The organism is Streptomyces sp. NPDC014733, from assembly GCF_043083385.1.
Classification (GTDB): domain Bacteria; phylum Actinomycetota; class Actinomycetes; order Streptomycetales; family Streptomycetaceae; genus Streptomyces.
Genome location: NZ_JBIBYO010000004.1, coordinates 296,154 through 311,007, shown reverse-complemented (window position 1 = coordinate 311,007; position 14,854 = coordinate 296,154). Strand labels below are relative to the sequence as shown.

At 74.7% G+C, this 14,854-nt stretch carries 13 protein-coding genes; 3 read left to right on the top strand and 10 right to left on the bottom strand.

Annotated elements, in window-relative coordinates:
* Window positions 1-61: 61 nt before the first annotated feature.
* Window positions 62-1,141: a YncE family protein gene (locus ACF1BH_RS12565; protein WP_391642439.1), complete on the bottom strand. Its 1,080-nt coding sequence runs from the start codon at window positions 1,139-1,141 to the stop codon at window positions 62-64.
* Window positions 1,142-1,409: 268 nt separating this feature from the next.
* Here ACF1BH_RS12565 and fes point away from each other — a divergent pair, with 268 nt between their 5' ends.
* Complete coding sequence (gene fes / locus ACF1BH_RS12560; protein WP_391642438.1) at window positions 1,410-2,669, top strand: enterochelin esterase; 1,260 nt, start codon at window positions 1,410-1,412, stop codon at window positions 2,667-2,669.
* Between the two features lie 110 nt (window positions 2,670-2,779).
* Window positions 2,780-3,235 (top strand): DUF5946 family protein, encoded by a 456-nt coding sequence (locus ACF1BH_RS12555; RefSeq protein WP_391642437.1) that lies wholly within the window; start codon window positions 2,780-2,782, stop codon window positions 3,233-3,235.
* A gap of 40 nt (window positions 3,236-3,275) precedes the next feature.
* Here ACF1BH_RS12555 and ACF1BH_RS12550 read toward each other — a convergent pair whose 3' ends face one another.
* Window positions 3,276-3,842, bottom strand: a complete 567-nt coding sequence (locus ACF1BH_RS12550; protein WP_391642436.1) for a TetR/AcrR family transcriptional regulator — start codon at window positions 3,840-3,842, stop codon at window positions 3,276-3,278.
* Between the two features lie 87 nt (window positions 3,843-3,929).
* Here ACF1BH_RS12550 and ACF1BH_RS12545 point away from each other — a divergent pair, with 87 nt between their 5' ends.
* On the top strand, window positions 3,930-4,391 hold the full coding sequence (locus ACF1BH_RS12545) for a nuclear transport factor 2 family protein (protein WP_391642435.1): 462 nt from the start codon (window positions 3,930-3,932) through the stop codon (window positions 4,389-4,391).
* Between the two features lie 93 nt (window positions 4,392-4,484).
* Here ACF1BH_RS12545 and ACF1BH_RS12540 read toward each other — a convergent pair whose 3' ends face one another.
* The 8 genes from ACF1BH_RS12540 to ACF1BH_RS12505 all read right to left on the bottom strand — a co-directional run bounded on the left by ACF1BH_RS12540 (window position 4,485) and on the right by ACF1BH_RS12505 (window position 14,723).
* The gene (locus tag ACF1BH_RS12540; RefSeq protein WP_391642434.1) at window positions 4,485-5,237 is read right to left on the bottom strand and encodes a 4'-phosphopantetheinyl transferase family protein; all 753 of its coding nucleotides are present in this window, start codon (window positions 5,235-5,237) and stop codon (window positions 4,485-4,487) included.
* On the bottom strand, window positions 5,234-9,160 hold the full coding sequence (locus ACF1BH_RS12535; RefSeq protein ID WP_391642433.1) for an amino acid adenylation domain-containing protein: 3,927 nt from the start codon (window positions 9,158-9,160) through the stop codon (window positions 5,234-5,236). Before ACF1BH_RS12535 ends, ACF1BH_RS12540 begins: the two co-directional genes overlap by 4 nt.
* Window positions 9,157-9,384: a phosphopantetheine-binding protein gene (locus ACF1BH_RS12530; protein WP_391642432.1), complete on the bottom strand. Its 228-nt coding sequence runs from the start codon at window positions 9,382-9,384 to the stop codon at window positions 9,157-9,159. The genes ACF1BH_RS12535 and ACF1BH_RS12530 overlap by 4 nt, the downstream gene beginning before the upstream one ends.
* A 2-nt stretch (window positions 9,385-9,386) precedes the next feature.
* A complete protein-coding gene (locus ACF1BH_RS12525) occupies window positions 9,387-10,019 on the bottom strand; it encodes an isochorismatase family protein (protein ID WP_391642431.1) in 633 nt (210 codons plus the stop codon).
* A 14-nt stretch (window positions 10,020-10,033) separates the two neighbouring features.
* On the bottom strand, window positions 10,034-11,683 hold the full coding sequence (locus ACF1BH_RS12520) for a (2,3-dihydroxybenzoyl)adenylate synthase (protein ID WP_391642430.1): 1,650 nt from the start codon (window positions 11,681-11,683) through the stop codon (window positions 10,034-10,036).
* On the bottom strand, window positions 11,680-12,876 hold the full coding sequence (locus tag ACF1BH_RS12515) for an isochorismate synthase (protein ID WP_391642429.1): 1,197 nt from the start codon (window positions 12,874-12,876) through the stop codon (window positions 11,680-11,682). Before ACF1BH_RS12515 ends, ACF1BH_RS12520 begins: the two co-directional genes overlap by 4 nt.
* An 87-nt stretch (window positions 12,877-12,963) precedes the next feature.
* Complete coding sequence (locus ACF1BH_RS12510) at window positions 12,964-13,758, bottom strand: 2,3-dihydro-2,3-dihydroxybenzoate dehydrogenase (RefSeq protein ID WP_391642428.1); 795 nt, start codon at window positions 13,756-13,758, stop codon at window positions 12,964-12,966.
* Entirely contained in the window at window positions 13,755-14,723 is a 969-nt protein-coding gene (locus ACF1BH_RS12505) for an ABC transporter substrate-binding protein (protein ID WP_391642427.1), read from the bottom strand. Before ACF1BH_RS12505 ends, ACF1BH_RS12510 begins: the two co-directional genes overlap by 4 nt.
* Between the last annotated feature and the right edge of the window lie 131 nt (window positions 14,724-14,854).

The following is a 14,854-nucleotide window of genomic DNA, read 5'->3' as shown; positions in this document are numbered from 1 at the left end:
CGCGGCCCCGGTGCCCGCCCGCGGGGGCAGACGCCGGGGCCGCGGCGCACGGGGGAGCGGGTCAGCGGGTGAGGCGGATCCGGTTGAGCTGGTCCTCGCCCTGCGGGCCGGTGCCCGACTTGTCGACGACGTAGGCGGTGCCGCGGGCGATCTCGATGTGGTTCGGCCGGGCGCCGGTCGGCACGGTCCGGACGACGGTGCCCTTGCGGGGGTCGAGGAGGGAGACGGTGGCCGCGGTGCGGTTGGCGACCGCGACGGTGCCGGTGCGCGGGTCGCTCGCGACGGCGAGGGTGCCCTCGCCGGTCGGCGCGGTCCGGACGACGGTGCCCTTGCGCAGATCGACGACGGAGACTGTACCGGCCTTCTGGTCGGCGGTGTAGGCGGTGCGGCCGTCGCGGGAGAGGGCGAGGGAGATCGGGCCCTCGCCGGTGGGGATCAGCCGGGGCTTCCGGGCGCCGGGCGCCGCCTCGATGATCTGGTTGCCGTTGAGATCGGCCGCGTAGGCGGTGCCGGTGCGCTCGTTGACGGCGAGTCCGGTGGGACCCGCGCCCTCGACGGTGACGCGCTTCTTCTCCTGGTAGGTGCGGGTGTCGAACGCGACGAGCGTGCCGTCACCGAAGCCGCTGGCCCACGCGGTGTGGTGGCGTTCGTCGACGACGACCTCCCGGGCGTGGTTGACGCCGGGCAGGGTGGCGAGGTGCTTGCCGGTGCGCTGGCTGTAGACGGCGACGGAGTTGTCGCGGGTGTTGGTGGTCCAGACGGTGTTGTGCCGGTCGTCGACGTCGATGCCGTAGACCGCCTCGACGGCGCCGGTGGCCCGGTCGGTGACGGGCGGTGCGTAGGACGCGCGGACCGTCATCGTCCGCGGGTCCACCTTCACCAGCTGGGACTGGGTCACCGGCGGGCGGCCCACCGCGGCGGTCGCCCACAGGACGTGGTTCCGCTCGGAGTACGCGGACTGGTAGAGGCCCTTGACCAGGGGCGCCGCCGCGGCGGGCGCCGTGTGCGCAGCGGTCACCGGGTGGGTGGCGGGCGTCGCGGGGGCGGCGTGGGCGGCGCCGGTGAGGGTGAGCGTGGAGCCCGCGGCGAGGGCCACGGCGGTGGCGGCGAGCCGGCGGATGCGGAGGGGCAGTGCGGACATGCGGCGTCAGTCTCCTTGGCGGGGATGCCTTTTGGGGTGTTCGCGGAGAAGCGAGCTGGCAATAAATTAGCTTAGGCTTACCTAAGTTTGAGCGGGAAATGGTGTGGCTCGCGTCACAGGCGAGGTCCGGGTGGCCCCTCTCGGGTGCGGCGCGGCGGCGAAGGTAAGGTGACCCTAAGTTTTCGGGGTGTCCGAGCGGCGCCCCGGAAGTCCGCCCGGGCGCACGGCCGCACGGCCGCCCGCCCCCCCGTCACCGGAGTTCCGCCGCATGCTCGCGTCCGCGCCGCCCGAGGGCACCGTCCACCACCCGCCCCGCACGGCCCGTCCGCAGCCGCTGCCGAGGATCGCCACCGGCCCCGTCCTGCCCGCACCGGACCGCGTCGCGGAGTTCTGGGCCAAGACGGCGCGCACCGGCACCCCGCTCATCGGGCCCGACCCCCAGGGCGACGCGGACCACGCCGCCGTCACCTTCCTCTGGCGCGGTACCCCCGCCACCCGCGCCGTCCAGGTGCTGCCCAACAAACTCGTCGACCCCCGCGCCCCCGACGCGAACTTCATGGCGCGCCTGCCCGGCACCGACGTCTGGCACTGGACGCTCCGGCTGCGCCGCGACTGGTACGGCAGCTACGAGTTCTGCGTCGACGAGGGTGACGGCCCCGCACCGGACGACGACGGCTACGCCCCCTGGCTCCGCACCCGCCGACATGCCGACCCCCTCAACTCCCATACACTGCCCGGCCGTTGGGGTGGACCGGGAGTCTCCTGCGTGCGGCTGCCCGACGCGCCGCGCGATGCCGGGTGGGAGCCGCGGCCCGGCGTCCCCCGGGGCACCGTCACCACACACGACGTGCCGAGCAGCCACCTCGGCGACGCCCGCCGGGTCCGGCTCTACCGGCCGCCGCACACCGCACCGGACGCCGCGCTGCCGGTCCTGGTGCTGCTCGACGGCGAACACTGGCAGCCCCGGCTCGGCGTCGCGCACCTCCTCGACAACCTCGTCGCCGACGGCCGCATCCCGCCCGTCGCCGCGCTCCTCCCGGAATCCGTCGACGCCGCCACCCGCTGGCGGGAGCTGACCTGCCGCCCCGAGTTCGTCGCCTTCCTCGACGAGGAGCTGCTTCCGTGGGCCGCCGGACGGCTCCCGCTCACCACCGACCCGGCCCGTACAGTGATCGCCGGTCAGAGCCTGGGCGGGCTGACCGCGGCGTACGCGGCGCTCACCGCCCCGCACCGGTTCGGCAACGTCCTCTCCCAGTCCGGCTCGTTCTGGTGGCCGGTCGGCCCGGATGCGGAATGGCTCACCGCCCGCCTCGCCGCCGTCCCCCGGCAGCCGGTCCGCTTCCGGCTCTCCTCCGGCGCCCAGGAGTGGGTGGCGCTGCCCGCCGCCCGGCGGCTGCGCGACGCGCTCGCCGCCGCCGGGTACGACGACGCCACCTACCGCGAGTTCAACGGCGGCCACGACTATCTGTGCTGGCGCGACGAACTCGCCGACGGGATCGTGGAGTTGTTCGCCGGCGGACGGGCCTGAGAGCGGGTAAGTCGTTTCCCTTCCTCCGGGGGCCGTCGGCATGATGACCTCCGCGGCGGGAGCGTCGGCCGGAGTGCCCGCGCCGTGGCCCGAAGGGTGAAGGAGAAGAGATGGAGCGCTGCGCCGAATGCGGTGCGCCGGCGGAGCCGTACTCCTGTGACGAGCTGTTCCAGGTGCTGCTCGGGCTGGACCATGCGCGGCGGGAGCCGTGGGGGCCGCTGCACGGGGTCTCCGTCTCCTGCTATCTGCTCCAGCATCCCGGTCGGCTGCCCGCCGACGGCGGCGCGCGGGCGCGGGACCTCCTGCGTGCCTACCTCGAAGGCGGCCTCGACGAGGTGAACCAGGTCGTCGGGCGGGCCCGTCGCGGCAACAACCACCGGGTTCGGGGCGGGTCCGCACGGCGCGCGGGGGACGGGGTCCCGCCGCAGCGGGGTGCGCCGCGGTCCCGGTTCTCCGTGACCCTCCACGAGGTCGCCGTCGACGGTTCGTTCCCCGCCGCGGGGTTCGCGGAGCGCGTCCGGGGCTGGGCCGCCGCGACGCTCGGCGAGTGGGGCCGCGGCGCGTGAGCGCGACGGGCCGGCCCGTCGGCTGCGTGGCGCCCTGGGGTCACGGCGTGCCGAGCAGTGTGGTGACGGCCGCGCGGGCGTGACGGGCCGGGGCCGGGTCGCCGCTGATGCCGGCCGTCACGATGGCGCCCTCGGCGAGCAGGAAGACCGCTTCGGTCACCGGCAGCCCGGTGGCGTGCACCCAGCCCGCGATCTGGTCGTGGAACGCCTGCTTGTGTGACCGGACTTCGGCCCTTATCGCCTCGGACGACGAACCGAGCTCGCCGTGGACGTTGACCCAGGCGCAGCCGCGGAAACCGGGCCGGGCGAACCACCTGGCCAGCCAGTCGAAGAGCGCGAGCACGCGCCGGCGAGGGTCCCCGACCTGTTCCACATGGGCGGCCAGCTCCTCTCTCCACCGTGCGTCGCGGCGTCGGAGCACCGCCACGACGAGGTCCTCCTTCGCCGGGAAGAACCGGTAGATCCGCTTCAGCGGCAGACCGGATGCCGCCCGGAGCTTATCCATGCCGACCGCCTGGACGCCTCGCGCGTAGAAGAGCCCCTCGGCCGCGTCGAGGAGTGCTTCGCGGTCCAGGCGGTGCTGTTCCTCGGTGATCGGCGCGGGCATCCAGGGCTCCTTGACGGTGAGAACGATCGTTCTCTACCTTAGCCCTCACCGATGGAGAACGCGCGTTCTTCACGTGAGGAGACCACCGTGCCGGAAGACCGCCCGCCCTACCCGCCGTTCACGCACGAGACCGCCCTGCAAAAGGTCCAGGCCGCAGAGGACGCCTGGAACACCCGTGACCCCCACCGGGTGGCACGGGCCTACACCCCGGACTCGGTGTGGCGGAACCGCGACACGTTCCTCAGCGGCCGCGAGGAGATCGTCGCCTTTCTGACGCGGAAATGGGAGCGCGAACTCGACTACGCGCTCCGCAAGAGCCTCTGGTCGTTCCAGGAGAACCGCATCGCCGTCCACTTCCGGTACGAGTGCCGCGACGTGCAGGGCCGGTGGTGGCGCAGTTACGGCAACGAACTGTGGGAGTTCGACGCCCACGGCCTCATGCGGCGCCGCGAGGCGAGCATCAACGACGTCGCCATCGCCGAGGCCGACCGGCAGATCCACGGTCCTCGGCCCAGGGCGGAACACGGGATCGACCTCCCGGTCCGGTAGCGCCCGGGGCAGGACGAGGTGAATCCAGGCAGGCGCCCGCGCGCGCCGGCGGTGCCGTGCGCGAACTCATCGACGGCAGACAGCGGCCGGTCCTCACCTGACGGGGGAGCCGCTGCGCGCTGCCGGCCATCGGTGCGGCGGCGTGGCCGCGCCGGAGCCCCGTACCACGCAGGCCGCCGCCCAGCCGCCGGGGACCGGTACGTCGGTGAGCGTCCAGCCGGGGACCGGCTCCGGGCGGGGACCGCAGCCCAGGCGGCGGTCGTGCAGAGCGGTACCGGACAGGCCCTCGCCCGTGGCCTTGAGATACGCCTCCTTGCGGGTCCAGCACCGGGCGAAGGCGGCGCGGCGCGCGGGCTCCGGCAGCCGCGCCAACTCCGCCCGTTCGGCCGGGTGCAGGGCGGCGGACGCGTCCGCCACCAGCTGAGCCGCGGGGACACGTTCCACATCGACGCCGATCGGCGCGGCGGCCAGCCCCAGCAGCGCCAGGCCGTCGCCGTGCGCGAGCGAGAAATGCACGCCCCCGCCCGCCACCGCCGGACGCCCGTGCGGGCCGCCGCACCCCGGGCACGCCAGCCGGACCAGTTCCACCGCGCCCGGCGCCGTGCCCAGCAGACCGCCCAGCACCCGGCGCAGCTCCGCGTGGACGGCGATGTACAGCGCACGGTCGGCCGGACGGCGCAGCGCCGCGGCCCGGCGCCGCTCCCGGGCGTCCAGCAGCGCCCTGTCGTCCTCGTCCGGCGACTCCGCGGTGACGAGACGCAGCCACGGGCCCCGCGCCGGCTCCGCGGCGGCGGGGCCGGGGCCGCCGGTCCGTGCGAGGGCCGGCGCGGGGCCCGTGGGGCTCATGCGGCGGTGTCCGTCAGCCGCGGGGCGAGGGCGGCGGCGATGGCGTCCAGCTGCGTCTCCCGCATCAACTGCGGGTGGGTGCAGTCCAGATCGTGGTTGACGATCCGGCCGGAGACGTGGGGGCGCCAGGCATCGCGGGTCAGCCAGTCCTCCGCGCGCGGCGCCGCCGCGGTGAAGAACAGCACGTCGCCCTCGAAACGGCGGTGGCGGTGGGCGCGCATCATCCGGGCGTGGTGCGGCACGATGTCGACGATCCGGGAGAGGGTGTGGTCGCCGAGGCCGGCGAGCGGGCTGCCCGCCGCGCGGAGCGTCGTCAGCACGTCCTCACGGCTCCGCTCGTCCGTCCGGTCGAAACCGGCCATCCGCAGCACGGCGGTGAGCGCGTCGCCCTCCTCCGGCGCGGGCCGCTCGCGCCACTGCTCCGCCGGGAACGCGTCGAGCAGCGCCAGCAGTTCGACCTCCTCGCCCGCCTCCTGGAGCAGCACCGCCACGGTGTGCGCGAGGATCCCGCCGACCGACCAGCCCAGCAGCCGGTACGGTCCGTGCGGCCGTACCGCCCGCAGCCGGCGGACGTACCCGGCGGCCTGGGTCTCCAGGTCCGGCGGGAGCGGACCGTCGTCCAGCAGCCCGCGCGCCTGGATGCCGTAGAGCGGCTGGTCCGGGCCGAGCCGGGCGGACAGGCCCGCGTAGCACCAGGACAGGCCGCCCGCCGGGTGGAAGGCGAACAGCGGGGGCCGGCCGCCCTCGGTACGCAGCGGCAGGACGACGTCGAGCGCGTCCCCCGCGGCGGGTGCCGCCGTCGCCAGCCGGGCGGCGAGGGCCGCCGGGGTCGGCGCCTCGAAGAGCGAGCCGATGGTCAGCTCGGCGCCGCACTCCTCACGGATCCGCGCCACCAGCCGCACCGCGAGCAGCGAGGTGCCGCCGAGGTCGAAGAAGGCGTCGTCGGGACCGGCGTCCGCCACTCCCAGGACCTCGGCGAACAGCCGGGTCACCGCCGCCTCCCGGTCGTTGGCCGGGCGACGGGCCGTACCGCCGCCGAACACCGGCGCGGGCAGCGCCGCCCGGTCCAGCTTGCCGTTCGGGGTCAGCGGGAACACGTCGAGCGCGACGACCGCCGCCGGGACCATGTGCTCCGGCAGCGCCGTGGCCAGCTCCGCCCGGACGGCGGCCGGGTCCGCGGTGCCGGTCACATAGCCGATCAGCCGCTGTTCGCCCGCGCCGTCCTCACGGACCAGCGCACAGGCGCCGTCCACGCCCGTCCGGGCGGTGAGCGCCGCCTCGATCTCGCCCAGTTCGATGCGCTGGCCACGGAGTTTGACCTGGTGGTCGGTGCGGCCGAGGTATTCGACCTCGCCCTCCGTCGTCCAGCGCGCCAGATCGCCGGTGCGGTACATCCGGTCGCCGGGCGCCCCGAACGGGTCGGTGACGAAGCGTTCCGCGGTCAGCTCCGGGCGGTTGAGATAGCCGTCGGCCAGCTGCCGCCCGGCCAGGAAGAGTTCGCCGGGAACACCGGGCGGGCACGGCCGGCGCGCCGCGTCCAGGACGTACAGCCGGGTGTTCCACACCGGTCGGCCGATCGGCACCGGGCCCTCGCCGTCCGCCGCGCACGCGTGGTACGAGACGTCGACGGCGGCCTCCGTCGGACCGTAGAGGTTGTGGAGCGCGGCGCCCGGCAGCGTGCGGGCGAAGAGCGTCGCCGTCTCGCGGGGCAGCGCCTCGCCGCTGGCGAAGACCTGCCGCAGCGCGGTGCAGCCGCCCGCCCGCGGGGCCGCCAGGAAGACCTGGAGCATCGACGGGACGAAGTGGCAGGTGGTCACGGACCGTTCGGTGATCAGGCGGGCCAGCCGGACCGGGTCCTTGTGCACCCCGGGCTCCGCGACGACCAGCGCCGCGCCCTGGCGCAGCGGCCAGAAGAACTCCCAGACGGAAACGTCGAACGACGACGGCGTCTTCTGGAGGACGCGGTCCCGCCCGTCCAGCGGATAGGCGTGCTGCATCCACCGCAGCCGGTTGTCGATCGCCCGGTGCGACACCACCACGCCCTTGGGGCGGCCGGTGGAACCGGAGGTGTAGATGACGTACGCCGGATGCGACGGGGTGAGGGCCCGCGCCGGGTTGACCGGCGGGTACCCGGACACGTCGAGGGCGTCCAGGGCGATCAGCGGCGTACCGGCGTCGGACGGCAGCCGCCCGGCGCGGTCCGTGAGGGCACAGACCGGCGACGCGTCCTGGAGCATGTACGTCAGCCGCCGCGCCGGGTAGTCCGGATCGAGCGGCAGATAGGCGGCGCCCGACTTGAGGACCGCGAGCAGCGCGACCACCAGCTCCACCGAGCGCGGTACGGAGACCGCGACCAGCTTCCCCGGCCCGGCGCCGCGCTCCTGGAGGTGCCGGGCGAGCCGGTTGGCGCGGGCGTTCAGCTGCCCGTACGTGAGCGCCGTGCCGCCGAAGACCAGCGCGGTGGCGTCCGGGGCGCGGGCCGCCTGCGCTTCGATCGGGCCGATCAGGGTGGTCGGCGGCACCTCGTGCCGGGTGTCGTTGAACTCGTCGACGACCAGCGCGTGTTCGGCCGGGGTGGTGATGGCGTGGTCGGCGAGCGGCTGCTGCGGTTCGCGGGCGGCGAGCCGCTCCAGAAGGTTCAGGAACCGTTCCTGATGGCGGGCGAGCGTCTCACCGTCGTACAGCGCCGGGTTGCCGTCGTGGTCGATACGCAGACCACGGCCGTCGGCGCGGTCGTAGACGTTGACGGTCAGATCGTCGACGGGGCCGGCGGAGAGATTCCGGGCCCGCGCCGGGGCGCCCGCGAAATCGGCGCCGTAGTCGAACGGCATCACGTTGACCAGCGGCCCGACCAGACCGCGCGCCTCGCCCAGCAGGCCCAGGTCACGGCGGAGGGACTCGTAGCGGTAGCGCTGGTGGCGGCGGGCCTCGCGGATACCGAGGACCACCTGCCGCACCAGCTGCGCGAAGGTCGCCTCGGGGGTGACGGCGAGCCGCAGCGGCAGCACGTTCATCACCATCCCCGGCACCCGCAGCGCCACCGAGCCCAGCCGGCCCATCATCGGCAGGCCGAGGACCACGTCGGCACGGTCGCAGGCGCGCGAGGTGTACAGCGCCTGCGCGGCGATCAGCACCTCCGGCCAGGTCGCCCGGAGCGTCGCGGCCAACTCCCGCAGCCGTTCGGTCGCCTCGGGGGAGAGGTGCGCGGTGGTGCGCAGGAAGGTGCGCGAGGGGAGCGCACCGCGCCCGGCGAGCCGCGGCGCCTCCGGGCGGTCGGCGAACGCGGTCCGCCAGTGGTCGCGGTCGGCGGCGTACGCCTCCGAGGCGCGGTACTCCTCGTCCTGTGCGACGAGGTCGGCGAGCGACCCGAAGGTGCGCGGCCCCGGCTCCTCGCCGCGGGCCAGCGCGGAGTACACCTCCGCGGTGCGGCGTACCAGCAGCGAGTAGCCGTAGCCGTCCATGACGAGATGGTGGATGCGCTGGTACCACAGCCACCGCTCGTCGCCGGTGCGGAAGAGGGCGTGCCGGAACGGCGGTCCGGCGGTCAGATCGCACGGCTCGGCCAGGTCGGCGCCCATCCATGCCTCGGCCGTGGCGTCGGCGTCGGCCGCCGCGCGCAGATCGTGGACGGACAGCGGCAGATCGGCCTCGGGCAGGAGACGCTGGCGCGGCCCGTCCGGGGTGTCGGTGACACGGACGCGCAGCGCGTCGGCCTCGGCGGTGACGCGGCGCAGCGCGGCGGCGAACACCTCCGGGTCGAGCGGCCCGGCGATCTCCAGGCACTCCGCGGTGTTCTGCGCCGGACTGAGCGGATCGAGGGCCTGCGCGTACCACATGCCCGACTGGGCGGCGGTCAGCGGCAGTTCGGTCCCGGCGCCGTCCTCGCGGGTGGGCGGCGCGGCTTCGGCCGGCGGGGTGGTCATCCGACCCCCAGCAGCGGGGCCCACGCCTCGATGGCGGGGGCTTCGGCGAGATCGGCGAAGCTCGCGTCCACACCGTGGTCGCGGCGCCAGCGCTCCAGCAACGCCATGATGCGGACCGAGTCCAGGCCGAAATCGAGGAGGTTCTCGTCGACGGGGAGGTCCGCCGGGTCCTCGCCGAGGGCGTCGGCGATGTCGGCGCGGAGCGTCTCCAGGGTGAGTGCCATGCTCAGATCTCCTCAAGAACGGCGTCGGTGCGGGTCACGACCGCGCAGCGGCCGGCGGCCCAGTTCAGGGCCAGGTCGTGGTCGGCGCGGGAGAAGTCCGCGACGGCGTCGGCGACGACGAACGCCTGGAGGTCGCGCATCCAGGCGTCGCACGCCGTCATCAACACGCCGATGTGTGCGTACACCCCGACGATCACCAGCTGGTCGCGTCCGGCCCCGCGCATCCGCTGCTCCAGGTCGGTGCGGACGAAGGCGCTGTACTTCCACTTGGTCAGGACGGTGTCGTCCGGCCCCGGCGCGACCTGGTCCGGGACGGCGAGCTTCGCCGGGTCGTCGGCGACGCCCGGGCCCCAGAAGTCCAGCTGGAGGCCGCGCTCCTCGGGCGTCTGCCCGCCGCGCTGGGCCGAGTAGACGACGGGCACCCCGCGCTCGCGGAAGGCGGAGAGCAGCCGTGCGGTGTTGCCGAGCATTCCGGTCAGCGGCTGTTCACCGGCCGGGTACGCGTCGAGGAAGTGCTGCTGGAGGTCGTGGACGAGAAGCACGGCGCGCGCCGGGTCGATCGTCCAGGCGACACGGCCCGCGGGCAGCTCCTCCGGGGACGGGAGCGGATAGCGGGCGATGGCGGGAAGTGCCATGGTGGAGGGGCCTTTCAGTGCTGCTCGGTGGGGGCCGCGGCGGAGCGCAGGCCGTTCTTGCTGACCTTGCCGACCCCGGTCTGCGGGAAGGCGTCCACGAACTCCACGAGATCGGGGACCTTGTAGTCGGCGACGCCCGCCTGCCGGACGTGCCGCTTGACGGCGACCGGCTTCAGCGGCTCGGCGCCCGCGCGCAGGATCACGTACGCCAGCGTCCGTTCGCCGAGATAGGCGTCGGCGACGGCGACGACGGAGACGTCGTGGACGGCCGGGTGGCCGAGGACGATGTTCTCGATCTCCTCCGGTGCGACCTTCTCGCCACCTCGGTTGATCTGGTCCTTCGCCCGGCCCTCGACGACGAGGTGCCCGGTCGGGGTGCGGCGCACGATGTCGCCGGTGCGGTAGAAACCGTCCGCGGTGAAGGCCCGCGCGTTGTGCCGCGGGGCGCGCCAGTACCCGCGGATGGTGTACGGCCCGCGGGTCAGCAGGTGGCCGAACTCGCCGTCGGGGACGGGCTCGTCGGCGTCGTCCACCACCCGGATCTCGTCGTCGGCGGAGATCGGCAGGCCCTGGGTGGTGACGACGGTCTCCGGGTCGTCGTCCAGCCGGGTGTAGTTGACCAGCCCCTCGGCCATGCCGAAGACCTGCATCAGCCGGCAGCCGAGCGCCGGTTCCAGGCGCCGTGCCGCGGCCACCGAAAACTTCGCGCCGCCGACCAGCAGCAGCTCCAGACTGGAGAGATCGTGTTCCGTGGCCGGGCCCGCCTCGGTCCACACCAGCGCCAGCGGCGGCACCAGACCCGTCATCGTGATGCGTTCCTGTGCGATGAGCGGGAACGCGGTCGCGGGATCGGGCCGCGGGCAGAGCACCACCGTGCCGCCCGCGTACAGCACGCCCAGCCAACCGGGTGACGACATCGGGAAGTTGTGCGCGGCGGGCAGCGCGACGAGGAAGCGGGTGTGCTCGTCCACACCGCAGATCTCGTTGGAGCCCCGCAGCGAGTAGCCGTAGTCGTCGTGGGTGCGGGGGATGAGCTTGGGGACGCCTGTGGTACCACCGGAGAGTTGGAGGAAGGCCAGCTCATGAGGTTCGGGCCCGTCGATCCGGCCGGACGGATCGCACGGCACCTCGGCGAGCGCGGTGTGCTCCCCCGGCTCCCCGGCGACGAAGACGTGCCGCAGCGCCGGTGCCTCCTTCGTGACCCGCGAGGCGAGCGCCCGGTGGTCGTAGCCCGCGTGCCGGTCCGGGATGACGTACGCGACCGCCTCCGCGAAGGTGCAGAAGTAGGTGATCTCGGTGTCGCGGTGCGCCGGGAGCGCGTAGACCGGCAGCGCGCCTATGCGGAACAGCGCGAAGACGACGACCAGGAACTCCCCGACGTTCGGGAGCTGGACGACGACCCGGTCGCCCTTGGCGATGCCGCGGGCGGCGAAACCGGCGGCCATCCGGTCGGCCGCCTCGTCCAGCTCGCGGTAGGTCCAGGTGCGGCGCTCCGGCGCCGGGTCGATCAGCGCGGTGCGGTCGGGGTGGGCGGCGGCGCGTGCGCGGAGCACGGCGCCGAAGGTCTCCCCGCGCCAGTAGCCGGCCGCGCGGTAGCGGGCCGCGAACTCCTCGGGCCAGGTGGGCGCGTCGAGCCCGGGGGTGGTGGCGGGCGGCGTGGTCACAGGGCGGCTCCGACGGCGCTGAGGAAGGTACGGAACTTCGCGCCGGTCTCGGCGGTCTCCGCCTCCGGCGAGGAGCCGGCGACGACCCCGGCGCCGGCGAAGAGCCGCAGCGCGCGGCCCTCGGCCTCGGCGCAGCGGATGGTGACGACCCATTCGCCGTCGCCGTCCGCGTTCTGCCAGCCGACCATGCCGGTGTACGGGCCGCGGTCGAACGGTTCGGACGCGGCGATCACCTCGCGCGCCGGCGCGGTCGGGGTGCCGCAGACCGCGGGCGTCGGGTGGAGCGCGGACGCCAGCTCCAGCGCGCACACCCGGGGGTCGGCGAGTTCACCGGTGACGGTCGTCGACAGGTGCCACATCGCTGCGGTCCGCACCAGGGTGGGCCGCTCGGGGATGTCCAGGCGGGTGCAGAACGGCGCCAGCGCGGCGCGCACCGCGTCCACGACGACGGCGTGTTCGTGCAGGTCCTTGGGGGATTCCAGCAGCGCGGCGGCGCGCCGTACGTCCTCGGCGAGGTCGGCGCTGCGGGGCGCGGACCCGGCCAGCGGGTTGGCGGTGAGCCGGCCGCCGGTGCGGGAGACGAGGAGTTCGGGGCTGGCGCCGACGAGGGTGCGGCCGGGGCCGCTGGGGACGGCGAAGGTGTAGCCGGACGGGTCGCGGCGGGCCAGCCGCTGCACCATCGAGGGCAGCTCCAGGTCACGACGGGACGTCAGCTCCACGGTGCGGGCCAGGACGACCTTGTCGAACTCCCCGGCCCGCATCCGCGCCACGGCGGCGGCGACGGCCGCGCCGTACACCGCGGGCTCCGGTACCTCCCGTATCTCCCAGTCGGCGGTCCGCTCCGCGCCGGGAGCGGGCAGCGCGACGAGCGGGTCCTCGCGCAGCGGTGGCGCCCAGGCCACGGAGGCGGGCACGGCCAGCGCGGCGGGGCCGTCGGGGGCGAACGGCAGCGCGCCGATCACGACCGGCGACGGGGTGCCCGCGGCCCGCCGCTCCCGCAGCGTCTCGCGGACCCGCAGGGACACCGGTCTGGAATCGTGCGGGACGTCGGCGAGGGTGCCGCGCCCCAGCAGGGTGTGGCGGGGCGTGCCGAGGAAGCGGTCCGTGCCGGCGCGGTAGGCGTCGAGCAGGGCGGTGGCCTCGCCCGGGGTGACCACGGGCGCGGTGCGGGGTTCGCTCAGGGAAGCGGGCATGGCGGTCTCCTGGAAGGGGGAGCGGAAGAAGCGCGTGGGGAAGCGGTGCGCGGGCGCGGGCCGGGGCGGCGGCCCCGGCCCGGCCGGTCAGGCGCGGAGCGTGGCGCCGCCGTCGACGTACAGGTCGTGCAGCGTGATGTGGCGGGCGCGGTCGGACACCAGGAAGGCGACGGCCTCGGCGATGTCGGACGGGTCGGCGATCCGGCCGAGGGGGATGCCGGTGCGGTGGGCGGCGAGGTCGCCCTCGATGATGTGCCGGGCGGCGGTCTCCTCGTCCTGGCCGGACGCGGTCCACATGGCGCGCTGCATGTCGGTGAGGGTCGAGCCGGGGGAGACGGTGTTGCAGCGCACGCCGTGTGCGGCGACCTCCAGGCCCAGGCACTTGGCGAACATCACCGCGGCCGCCTTGGACGCGGCGTATGCGGCCATCCCGGCGCGCGGGATGCCCGCCGCGTTGGAGGCGACGGTGACGATGCTGCCGCGGCCGCGGGCGGTCATCCGGCGGGCGGCGGCCCGCGAGACGTGCAGGACGCCGTCGGTGTTGACGGCGAACGTCGCCGCCCAGTCCGCGTCGGACAGCTCGGTGACCGGCGCGGTGCGCAGCACGCCCGCGACGTTGACGGCGATGTCGAGCGGGCCTTCGGCCTCCTCGGCCTCCGCGACGAGCGCGTCCACGGCGGTGGCGTCGGTGACGTCCAGCGTGCGGGTGGTGATCCGCTCCGCGTACGGCCGGGCCGCCTCGGGGAGGTCGCCGGACGTCAGGTCGGTGGCGACGACGCGGGCGCCGCGGGCGGCGAGGGCGGCGGTGACGGCGGCGCCGATGCCCCGCCCGGCGCCCGTCACGAGGGCGAGGCGGCCGTCGAGTTCGGGTGCGGCGTTCACTTCACCATCGCCTTGCGGATGTCGCCGAGGACGGAGACGGCGGCCTGCGGTCCGCCCAGGCTGGTCCACTTGGAGCCGTCGACGACGGTGGCGTGGTGGTCGCGGACCGCGTTCAGCTGACGGTAGGCGGGCTTCCCGGTCAACTTCTTGAGCAGCGAGGACTCCGAGCTGCCCGGGTCGAGGGTGCCGATGAACAGCCAGTCGGCGTCGATCTCCTTGAGGTTCTCCTCGCTGAGCGGCGTGGAGTGGCCCTTGCCCGGCTGCGCCTGGATGCCCGGCCGCCTGAAGCCGAGGTCGTTGAGGACGTCGCCGATGAAGACGCCCTGCTGCATGACGGCGGTGCCCTTGGCGGAGTAGCGGGCCACCGAGACGGAGGCGCCGGCGCGGGAGCCGAGGTCCTTCTTGAGGGCGGCGGCCTTGCCGTCGTAGTCGTCGAGGAACTTCCCGGCCTGGTTGGTCCGGCCCAGGGCCTTGCCGGTCAGCTCCAGGGACTTCCGCCAGCTCTTGTCGGCGCCGATGGTCACGACGGTCGGGGCGATGGTGCGCAGCTGCTTGAGCACCTGTTTGTCGGCGAGTTGACCGGCGAGGATGACGTCCGGCTTCGCCTGGACGACCTTCTCGATGTCCGGGCCGGTCACCGCGCCGACGACGGGTATCCCCTCGGCCTTGCCGGCGAGGTAGGCGGGGGCGCCCTTCTGGCCGCGGCCCGCGGTGAGGCCGACCGGTTCGACGCCGAGGGTGAGCGCGGAGTCCAGATCCATCTCGCTGAGCGTCACCACACGGGCGGGCTGGGCGGGGACGGAGACGGTGGTGCCGGTCGCGTCGGTCACCTCGGTGGTGCGGCCCTTCGCGGTGCCGGACGTGGTGTCCGAGGAGCCGCAGGCGGTCAGCGTGAGCGCGCAGGCGGCGAGCGTCGCGACGGCGGCGGTGGTGCGGAAGGGTCTGAGGGCGGGGGTGGGCGCCATGGCCTGGGTTCTCCGTTGGGGTGGGTCGGTGGCGGAAAGGGCGGGTGTCCGAGCGGTGTGTGGCGTAGGGGTGCGCCGAGTTCGTCCGCTTTCGGGCATGCGGGGGAGCACTCCGCGGACATCCCGGAGCG

What these genes read in the sequence shown, in the direction of transcription:
- ACF1BH_RS12565 (WP_391642439.1), bottom strand. Translation starts at nt 1,141, where the DNA reads ATGTCCGCACTGCCCCTCCGCATCCGCCGGCTCGCCGCCACCGCCGTG.
- fes (WP_391642438.1), top strand. Translation starts at nt 1,410, where the DNA reads ATGCTCGCGTCCGCGCCGCCCGAGGGCACCGTCCACCACCCGCCCCGC.
- ACF1BH_RS12555 (WP_391642437.1), top strand. Translation starts at nt 2,780, where the DNA reads ATGGAGCGCTGCGCCGAATGCGGTGCGCCGGCGGAGCCGTACTCCTGT.
- ACF1BH_RS12550 (WP_391642436.1), bottom strand. Translation starts at nt 3,842, where the DNA reads ATGCCCGCGCCGATCACCGAGGAACAGCACCGCCTGGACCGCGAAGCA.
- ACF1BH_RS12540 (WP_391642434.1), bottom strand. Translation starts at nt 5,237, where the DNA reads ATGAGCCCCACGGGCCCCGCGCCGGCCCTCGCACGGACCGGCGGCCCC.
- ACF1BH_RS12535 (WP_391642433.1), bottom strand. Translation starts at nt 9,160, where the DNA reads ATGACCACCCCGCCGGCCGAAGCCGCGCCGCCCACCCGCGAGGACGGC.
- ACF1BH_RS12530 (WP_391642432.1), bottom strand. Translation starts at nt 9,384, where the DNA reads ATGGCACTCACCCTGGAGACGCTCCGCGCCGACATCGCCGACGCCCTC.
- ACF1BH_RS12525 (WP_391642431.1), bottom strand. Translation starts at nt 10,019, where the DNA reads ATGGCACTTCCCGCCATCGCCCGCTATCCGCTCCCGTCCCCGGAGGAG.
- ACF1BH_RS12515 (WP_391642429.1), bottom strand. Translation starts at nt 12,876, where the DNA reads ATGCCCGCTTCCCTGAGCGAACCCCGCACCGCGCCCGTGGTCACCCCG.
- ACF1BH_RS12505 (WP_391642427.1), bottom strand. Translation starts at nt 14,723, where the DNA reads ATGGCGCCCACCCCCGCCCTCAGACCCTTCCGCACCACCGCCGCCGTC.